The sequence below is a fragment of the Collinsella sp. D33t1_170424_A12 genome, from assembly GCF_015554865.1.
In the GTDB taxonomy this organism is placed as follows: Bacteria; Actinomycetota; Coriobacteriia; order Coriobacteriales; family Coriobacteriaceae; genus Collinsella.
In genome coordinates this window covers 1-7,594 of record NZ_JADNJJ010000191.1, presented here as the reverse complement: position 1 = coordinate 7,594, position 7,594 = coordinate 1, and the positions used below count along the sequence as shown (strand labels likewise).

Here is a 7,594-nt window from a genome sequence, read left to right as displayed (position 1 = left end):
TGCTCGACAACGAGTTCATCGTCATCGCTTGCGGTGGCGGCGGCATCCCGGTCGTGCGCGATTACGATAACAAGGGCTGCTACAAGGGCGTTGCCGCTGTTATCGACAAGGACATGGGCGGCGAGCTCCTCGCCGAGGACTGCTCCGCCGACGTCCTGTTCCTGCTCACCGCTGTCGAGCACGTCGCTATCAACTTCGGTAAGCCCGATCAGCAGGAGCTCGAGGAGCTCACTGCCGACGAGGCCGAGCGCCTGGCCGACGAGGGCCAGTTCGGCAAGGGCTCCATGGAGCCCAAGGTTCGCGCCGCTATCAAGTTCGCGCGTTCCCGCAAGGGTCGCACCTGCATCATCGGTGCGCTCGACAAGGCCGCCGAGACCATGGCCGGTCTCTCCGGTACCCGCATCTGCGGCTAATCACATCGCCACTTCAGCAGTCTCTTCTGCAAACTAACCTCTCTCCTAGACGCCTCCGCTTTACCGCGGGGGCGTCTTTGTGTGGATGTGCGGAGAGAACGGGATGCGCGGAGAGGCCTGGCGGCTGCGAAGGACGGGGTGCGTGGGGCGGCACGGCCTGGCGGCTACGAAAGCGGGGTGCGCGGAATGACGCGGCCCGATGTCCGTAGAACGGTCCCGCCTGGCGGCTGCGAAGATCGATGCCCGCAGCCATGCTGCAGCTTAGGCGACCTCGAACGCCCAGATGTTGGAGCTTTGATCGACGACGCGCTGGACGTCCCAGGTTTGGGCCGTGCGTTCGGCGCTGTTGGGGTCGTGGATGATCAGCCTGCCGTCCGCGTCCAGGCCGGTAGCGACGATGTAGTGGCCCACGCGGGTGAAATCGCCCGGCTGCACGTTGAACACGAGCGGTTTTCCGTTCTTGAGCGCGCCTACAACGCTATCGGCCCACGAGGGCAGCTCTTCGCTCGAAATGCCGAGCTGCTCGGCGCCGTCGGAGAAGAACGTCCATGCGGTCATGCCTTCTTGGACGAAGTCGTTGCGCTCGCTAAAGGCCGCCATGGCCTTGGGGTCCATGCTTGTGTCGCCGGTGAGGCCCACGTAGACCATGGAAAGGCAGGTGGGGCCGCAGCCGCTGGTTTTGATATCCTCGCCGGCGTAGGGGGCTTTCGCCCAGGCCGGATCGGTCTGATAGATCACGGGAATGGCGCCTTCTGCCCAGTCGCTCTTCGGTGTGGCCGGGACGCGCGGCGTGTCGACGATATCGATAGCGTCGTCCGCCGCGTGCGTTGCCTGGTTGGCAACCGCGCGCTGTGCAAGTGTCGGGTCCGGCGTCTTGGGCGCCGCCGCTCGGTTGAGGGCATATGCGCCGCCGCCGATGGCGCAGACGAGAGCGAGTGCGAGGGCGAGCGCCGCGAAGCCCGGGGTGCGCTTCTGATGGTGAGGCATGCGGCCAGCTTGCTGGGTGATGGAGCCGGGGTCGGTTCGGTGTAGGTACATGGGACGCTTGCGGTCGCGATGCGGCGGGTGCGTCAGCGCGCCCGCGTTGCGGACGGAGCCGGTATGCGGCGCCGGTCTGCTGTGCGGTGCGGAGTCGGCGGCGGTTGTTCGATGCGGCGCGGGACCGTGCGATGCGGCGGTGCGCAGGTCCCTGCTTGTGCCCGGGCCAGGCGCGGGACGATCGCGCCGGGCGGCACCGGAGTAGGTTCCGCGTGCACGTTGCTCGCGTGCGGCGCCGTTGCGATCAGCGCTGCGAGCCGCGCGGGCGGAGCTGCTCGGACGCGCGGAGCGCTGGGATGATGCGGTTGCCCGACGGCTTGTGCCATGGGGCGCGGGTCGATACGTGGGATGCGCGCCGGCCGACGGGCGGCGGTTGGAATGGCCGGTTGGTCCGTCGCGGTGTCCCGCGGCGGGCCGTCTGTTTGCCGACGAGCTCTCCGAGGAGTGCGGGCGGGATGCCGTGTTCCGCGGCCGTCCTTGGGGGCTTTGGCCGACGCCGTCGGACCGGGCTGGGCGAGCCGCGTCTCCTTCTATATTAGTGGGGCGATGCGAGTTGTTGGCAGCGGCTCGCGCGTTGGCGAGCGGGGCGGTTCGAGGCCGCATCGCGGGGAAGGACGATGCGCCGGCAGGTTGCTGCGCGCGCGGGCGGGCGTGCGGCGTGTCGGGGTGTGCGGTATCGCGATTCGCCTGCGAGTTCCGTGGGGTTTCGTGCGCCATGGTGCCCTCCAGCATGCAAGATCAGTTGACCAGTCCTTCTAGCATATCCTCAAAAGGGGGAAACGCGAGGAAAAGACGAGGAACGGCTGGCATTCCAATGTCGCCGCGGTCGCTGCCGTCAGGAATCCTCGCTGGGTCCCGGGTCCCGCCGGAAACCTCCCGCCAAGCTCCGGGCCGTGCGGCCTGCCGTCAGGAATCCGCGCGGAGGACGGCCCTTGTGGCGGAATCCTCCCGCCTGGCGAGCCACGCGCGGAAAACTCCCGCCAACGGCCGCGGGGATGCGTCCCTGCCGGGAGAAAAGCGCGCCGCCGCCCGGCTGCCGTCAGGAATCCTCGCTGGATTCCGGGCTCCGCCAGAAACCTCCCGCCAAGCGCCTGGCCGCGCAGCCTGCCGTCAGGAAAACGGGCGATGCGGGCAACCGGGGCGGAAACCTCCCGCCAGACGCCCCGCCCGGCGCCCCGCCAAGCGCCGGGCCCCGCCCCCGCCGCCCGTGCCTCGCCGTTCATCGGCCGGCACGCCGTTCGTCCGCGAATCGCTTCCGTTCATTTCCGCCGCCCCTCCTCCAATCGGTTCCGTTGCCCTGTACGCCGAGCAGCGCCGTACATTGATTCGCGAAGGGCACGGGATACGTTTCCGTGCAGTAAGAAGGGGAGGGGCCCGCGAGGCCCCGCAACAAGAAAGGAGGAGTGATATGGCGGATACAACGGTAGAGGCATCTGCGTCCGAGCAGGGCGGCATGAAGAAAACGCTCTCGCTTTGGAACTTCTTCACGATTGGCTTTGGTGCCATCATCGGTACCGGCTGGGTGCTTCAGGTTGGCGACTGGATGGTCGTTGGCGGCGGTCCCGTTCCCGCGATGATCGCATTCCTCATCGGAGCAATCTTCCTGGTTCCCATTGGTGCCGTCTTCGGCGAGCTCACGGCTGCCATCCCCATCTCGGGTGGCATCGTGGAATACGTCGATCGCACCTTCGGCCGCGTCCCGTCCTACATCACGGGCTGGTTCCTGGCTCTGGGCAACGGCATTCTGTGCCCGTGGGAGGCAATCGCCATCTCCACGCTGCTCTCCGACATGTTCGGTACCATCCCCGGTCTGGAGTGGCTGCGCGCGTTCGAGCTCTATGAGATCCTGGGTGCCAAGGTCTACCTGTTCCCCACGCTCATCTCGCTCGCGTTCGCCGCGTACGTGATCTTCCTCAACTTCCGCGGCGCGTCCTCCGCAGCTAAGCTGCAGGCGTTCCTCACGAAGGCCCTCCTGTGCGGCATGCTGCTCGCCATGGGCATCTCGATCTTCACCGGCTCGCCCGATCACGCCCTCCACAACGGCGAGGTCTTCTCGCAGGTCACCAACGCGGGTGGCGGCGTCGCCGCTACGGGTGCCGATAACATCTTCGGCGGCATCCTCTCCGTGCTCCTGCTCACCCCGTTCTTCTATGCGGGCTTCGACACCATTCCCCAGCAGGCCGAAGAGGCCGCGGAGGGCCTCAACTGGAACAAGTTCGGCAAGATCATCTCTCTCGCCCTGCTTGCCTCCGGCGGCTTCTACATGGTGTGCATCTACTCCTTCGGCACGATCCTGGACTGGCACACCTTCGTTGAGTCCCCGGTTCCGGCGCTTGCCTGCCTGAAGGACATCAACTTCATCTTCTACATCATCATGCTCTGCATTGCGACGCTTGGACCCATGGGCCCCATGAACTCCTTCTACGGAGCTACGAGCCGCATCATGCTCGCCATGGGCCGCAAGGGCCAGCTGCCCGAGAAGTTCGCCGAGGTCGATCCCAAGTCCGGTGCTCCCAAGCTTGCGTGCATCGTCCTGGCCGTGATCACCCTCGTCGGTCCCTTCATGGGCAAGAACATGCTCATCCCGCTGACCAAGGTTTCGGCTCTCGCCTTCATCTTCTCCTGCACGATGGTTGCCCTCGCTTGCCTGAAGATGCGCTTCACCGAGCCCGACCTGCCTCGTCCCTACAAGGTTCCCGGTGGTAAGTTCGGCATCTGCCTGGCTATCGCCGCCGGCCTGATCATCATCGCCCTCATCGTGCTCCCCATCACCGCCGAGTCCCTCGACTTCACCGGTTGGGCCATCGTTCTGGGCTGGCTCGCAGTTGGTCTGGTGCTCATGTTCATCACCAACGCCCGTGCCAAGAAGGCGAAAGCCTAGCGACTCGCTTGAGTCGTCGCGCCGGCTGCCATTGCCTGGCGCACCCCCTGGAAACGTGCGGGGGCGAACCACCCCTCTCAATCATTGTTCGCCCCCGCTCGTATAGATTTGGATCCATAAGGAGGAACCATGTCCACTAAGTATGCAATCGTTGGCGGTAAGCTCATCGACGGCACCGGTGCCGAGCCGGTCGAGAACTCCCTGGTTCTCGTCGACGAGAACGGTAAGATCGAGTACGCCGGCGCCATGCAGGACGTGCCCGAGGGCGCCGAGGTCATCGACGCCGCCGGCAAGACCGTCATGCCCGGCCTGATCGACACCCACCTGCACTTCTCCGGCAACCTCACCGACGATGACACCGACTGGGTCATGCAGCCGCTGCTCGAGAAGCAGGCCGTCGCCGTCAAGCAGGCCTATGACTGCCTCACCCACGGCCTCACCACCGTCTGCGAGATCGGCCGCTTCGGTATCCAGGTCCGCGACTGCATCGAGAAGGGCGTCTTCAAGGGTCCCCGCGTTCTCGCTACCGGCCTGGGCTTCTGCCGCACCGCCGGCCATGGTGACTCCCACCACTGCAGCCAGCTCGAGAACAAAGAGTCCCATCCTTGGGGCGACCAGGTAGACGGTCCGTGGGATCTGCGCAAGGCCGTTCGTCGTCGCCTGCGCGAGAACCCTGATGCCATCAAGATCTGGGCTACCGGCGGCGGCATCTGGCGCTGGGACTCCGGTCGCGATCAGCACTACTGCTCCGAGGAGATCCAGGCCGTCATCGATGAGGCCAAGATGGTCGGCATCCCGGTGTGGAGCCACTGCTACAACAACCACGCCGCTGCCTACGATTCGGTCCGCTTCGGCTGCGAGCAGCTGATCCACGGCTTCGACATCGACGAGCGCACCATGGACCTCATGGCCGAGCAGGGCACCTTCTTCACCCCGACGATCGCCTTCCTGCCCACCTGGTACTCCACCTATCCGCCGGTCTACGTGCCCGAGCTGCATGACAAGTACGAGGGCACCCTCGTCGAGAAGGAGCTCCAGCGCAACTACGACTGCCTGCGCGAGGCAAAGAAGCGCGGCGTCGTGATGACCATCGGCTCCGACTCCTTCTCCTTCGTCACCCCGTACGGCACCTGCTCCATCGAGGAGATGTACGAGTTCGTCGACAAGATCGGCTTCACCCCGGTCGAGACCATCACCTGCGCCACCCTCAACGGCGCCAAGATGTGCCACATCGAGGACGAGACCGGTTCGCTCGAGGCCGGCAAGTGCGCCGACCTGCTGGTCGTGAACGGTGACGTCGCCGCCGACATCCACACGCTGAACGTCGACAACATGGACGTCATCATGAAGGACGGCTGGATCGTCGACGCCGGCACCTTCGGCGAGGGCAACAAGTACTCCGAGTAAGCCTCGCGCCTCCTAATCTCATCAACTCCCATGTTGAAGCCCCGGTGGATCTCCAGCCCACCGGGGCGTTTTCGTGCGTCGGGGTCCGGTGCCGGCAGCCCTGTACGTCGCGCCCCGAAAAGCCGGCAATCGCCCGTGCGCGGGTCAGAAACGGGCGCAGCTGGGCATAATAGCGAACAGTCGTAATTTTTTCGGAAAGGTACAGTGCTATGCCCGCCTTGATCACGCACCGCTTGTTCGGCGAAGAGAGCATCGAGCGCCTGCCGCAGGGGCTCATCGCATCGGGGGAGGAGCGCGCGGCGTTTCTTCTGGCCAACCAGGGCCCCGATCCGTTCTTCTTCAGGTTTCGCACGCGCTCGATGCGCTCGTGCATGGAGCTCGCGCAGGTTATGCATCGCAGCCGCATGTCGCGGCAGTTCGCCGTGCTGCGCGAGGGTACGAGCCGTCTGAACGAGGAGGACGCCCGTATCGGTCGCGCCTTCTCGCTGGGCCTGCTGTCGCATTACGTGCTGGACCGCAACGCGCATCCGTTCGTGTACGAGCAGCAGTGGGGCATCATGGAGGCCGACCCCGATCTTGCGGATATGGGCAGCTCCGTGCACGCGGTCATCGAGAGCGACCTCGACGTCCTCATGCTGCAGCTCAAGCGCGCGCAGGGCACCACGTTGGATTATCCGCCCACCGATGAGCTCGCTACGGACGACCATATCAACAAGGTTGCCGGCGCGCTTATGAGCCATGTAGCCATGAAGGTCTACGACCTCGATGTGGCCGCCTTCGAGTACGGCGGCGCCGTGGCCGATATGAAGCTGGCCTACCGTGCGATCGAGCCCGCGGGCTCGCTTGCCACGCGCGTGCACCCCATGCTCGCGGGTCTGGCGCACCCCATTACCTCCGAGCTGCCGCGTCGCGCGGGCAACCTCGACCACAAAGCCTGGCGCAACCCCTTCACGGACGCCGCATCCACCGAGAGCTTCCCCGAGGTATTCGATCGCGCGCTCGACGATTACCGGGCCACGGCCGCGCGTTTCATCGACGGCGTCGATATGGCCGAGGTCACGCGCCATCTGAATTATTCCGGACGCCCGCTCGATGCGTCGGAGGAGTGCGACCAGGAGGACTAGTCGCCCGTCTGGCGAGTTCCCTCGGACTTCCATCGGAGCGTTGGCCCCTCCCGCTCCTCCTCTCGCTACAATGATTCGTGCTGTCGAATATATACGAGGGGATAGGGGAGGATCCGTGGGCGACCAGCGCCGAGCATTTCATAAGTCCGCCGCGCGAAACATGACGCGCACCTTGCGCAACGCGCAGCGCGTAGCCACCGTCTTGCTGGGGCTGTGCGTGCCGTTCCTCATCGTGCTGTTGGTGTGGGACCTCACGGCCAACATGAATCCCGTGCCGGCGGTGGTCACCATCGCCGGCCTCGTTATGCTGTGCTTCTTTTTCAGCTACGTGTTCGTTGTTCCCGATGACCTTACATCCAGCGCTACGGACCGCACCTTGTCCATCGCATCGAAGATCTTCGTCCATACGCGCAACGGCATGACGCCCGACGCCGCGTTGGGCGCCTGCCAGATCATCCTGCCCGAGACCCTGGCGTCGGCCATGTGCATCACCAACGGTCGCGAGGTGCTGGCGAGCTGGGGAGAAGGCTGCGAACGCTATCCCACGGGCCAGCCCGTGGTGCTCGAGACCACGCTCAGCGTTATCGAGACCCAGGTCATGAGCGTGTTTTCGCGCGATGCGAGCGATACGCGCGGACTGGAGTTCTTTCCCCGCATGCGCGCCGGCATCGTGGCGCCGCTGACCGTGCGCGGTCGCTGCGTGGGCACGCTCGAGCTGTACTATCCGCGTT

At 65.3% G+C, this 7,594-nt stretch carries 4 protein-coding genes and 2 pseudogenes; 5 read left to right on the top strand and 1 reads right to left on the bottom strand.

The annotated features are described in order from the left end of the window. Positions 1 to 413: pseudogene (locus I2E26_RS08045) on the top strand (carbamate kinase); the annotation flags it as partial. 261 nt (positions 414 to 674) lie between these two features. Here the strand turns inward: I2E26_RS08045 and I2E26_RS08040 are convergent. Further along, positions 675 to 1,400, bottom strand: a complete 726-nt coding sequence (locus I2E26_RS08040; RefSeq protein ID WP_229056513.1) for a C39 family peptidase — start codon at positions 1,398 to 1,400, stop codon at positions 675 to 677. A 1,459-nt stretch (positions 1,401 to 2,859) separates the two neighbouring features. Between I2E26_RS08040 and I2E26_RS08035 the strand changes: the two genes are divergently transcribed. The 4 genes and pseudogenes from I2E26_RS08035 to I2E26_RS08020 form a co-directional block, all read left to right on the top strand. Further along, complete coding sequence (locus I2E26_RS08035; protein ID WP_147588766.1) at positions 2,860 to 4,332, top strand: APC family permease; 1,473 nt, start codon at positions 2,860 to 2,862, stop codon at positions 4,330 to 4,332. Positions 4,333 to 4,461: 129 nt separating this feature from the next. Beyond that, the gene (locus tag I2E26_RS08030; protein ID WP_147588765.1) at positions 4,462 to 5,739 is read left to right on the top strand and encodes an amidohydrolase family protein; all 1,278 of its coding nucleotides are present in this window, start codon (positions 4,462 to 4,464) and stop codon (positions 5,737 to 5,739) included. 209 nt (positions 5,740 to 5,948) lie between these two features. Beyond that, a complete protein-coding gene (locus tag I2E26_RS08025; protein ID WP_147588764.1) occupies positions 5,949 to 6,863 on the top strand; it encodes a zinc dependent phospholipase C family protein in 915 nt (304 codons plus the stop codon). A 115-nt stretch (positions 6,864 to 6,978) separates the two neighbouring features. Beyond that, a pseudogene (locus I2E26_RS08020) lies at positions 6,979 to 7,594 on the top strand (sensor histidine kinase); the annotation flags it as partial.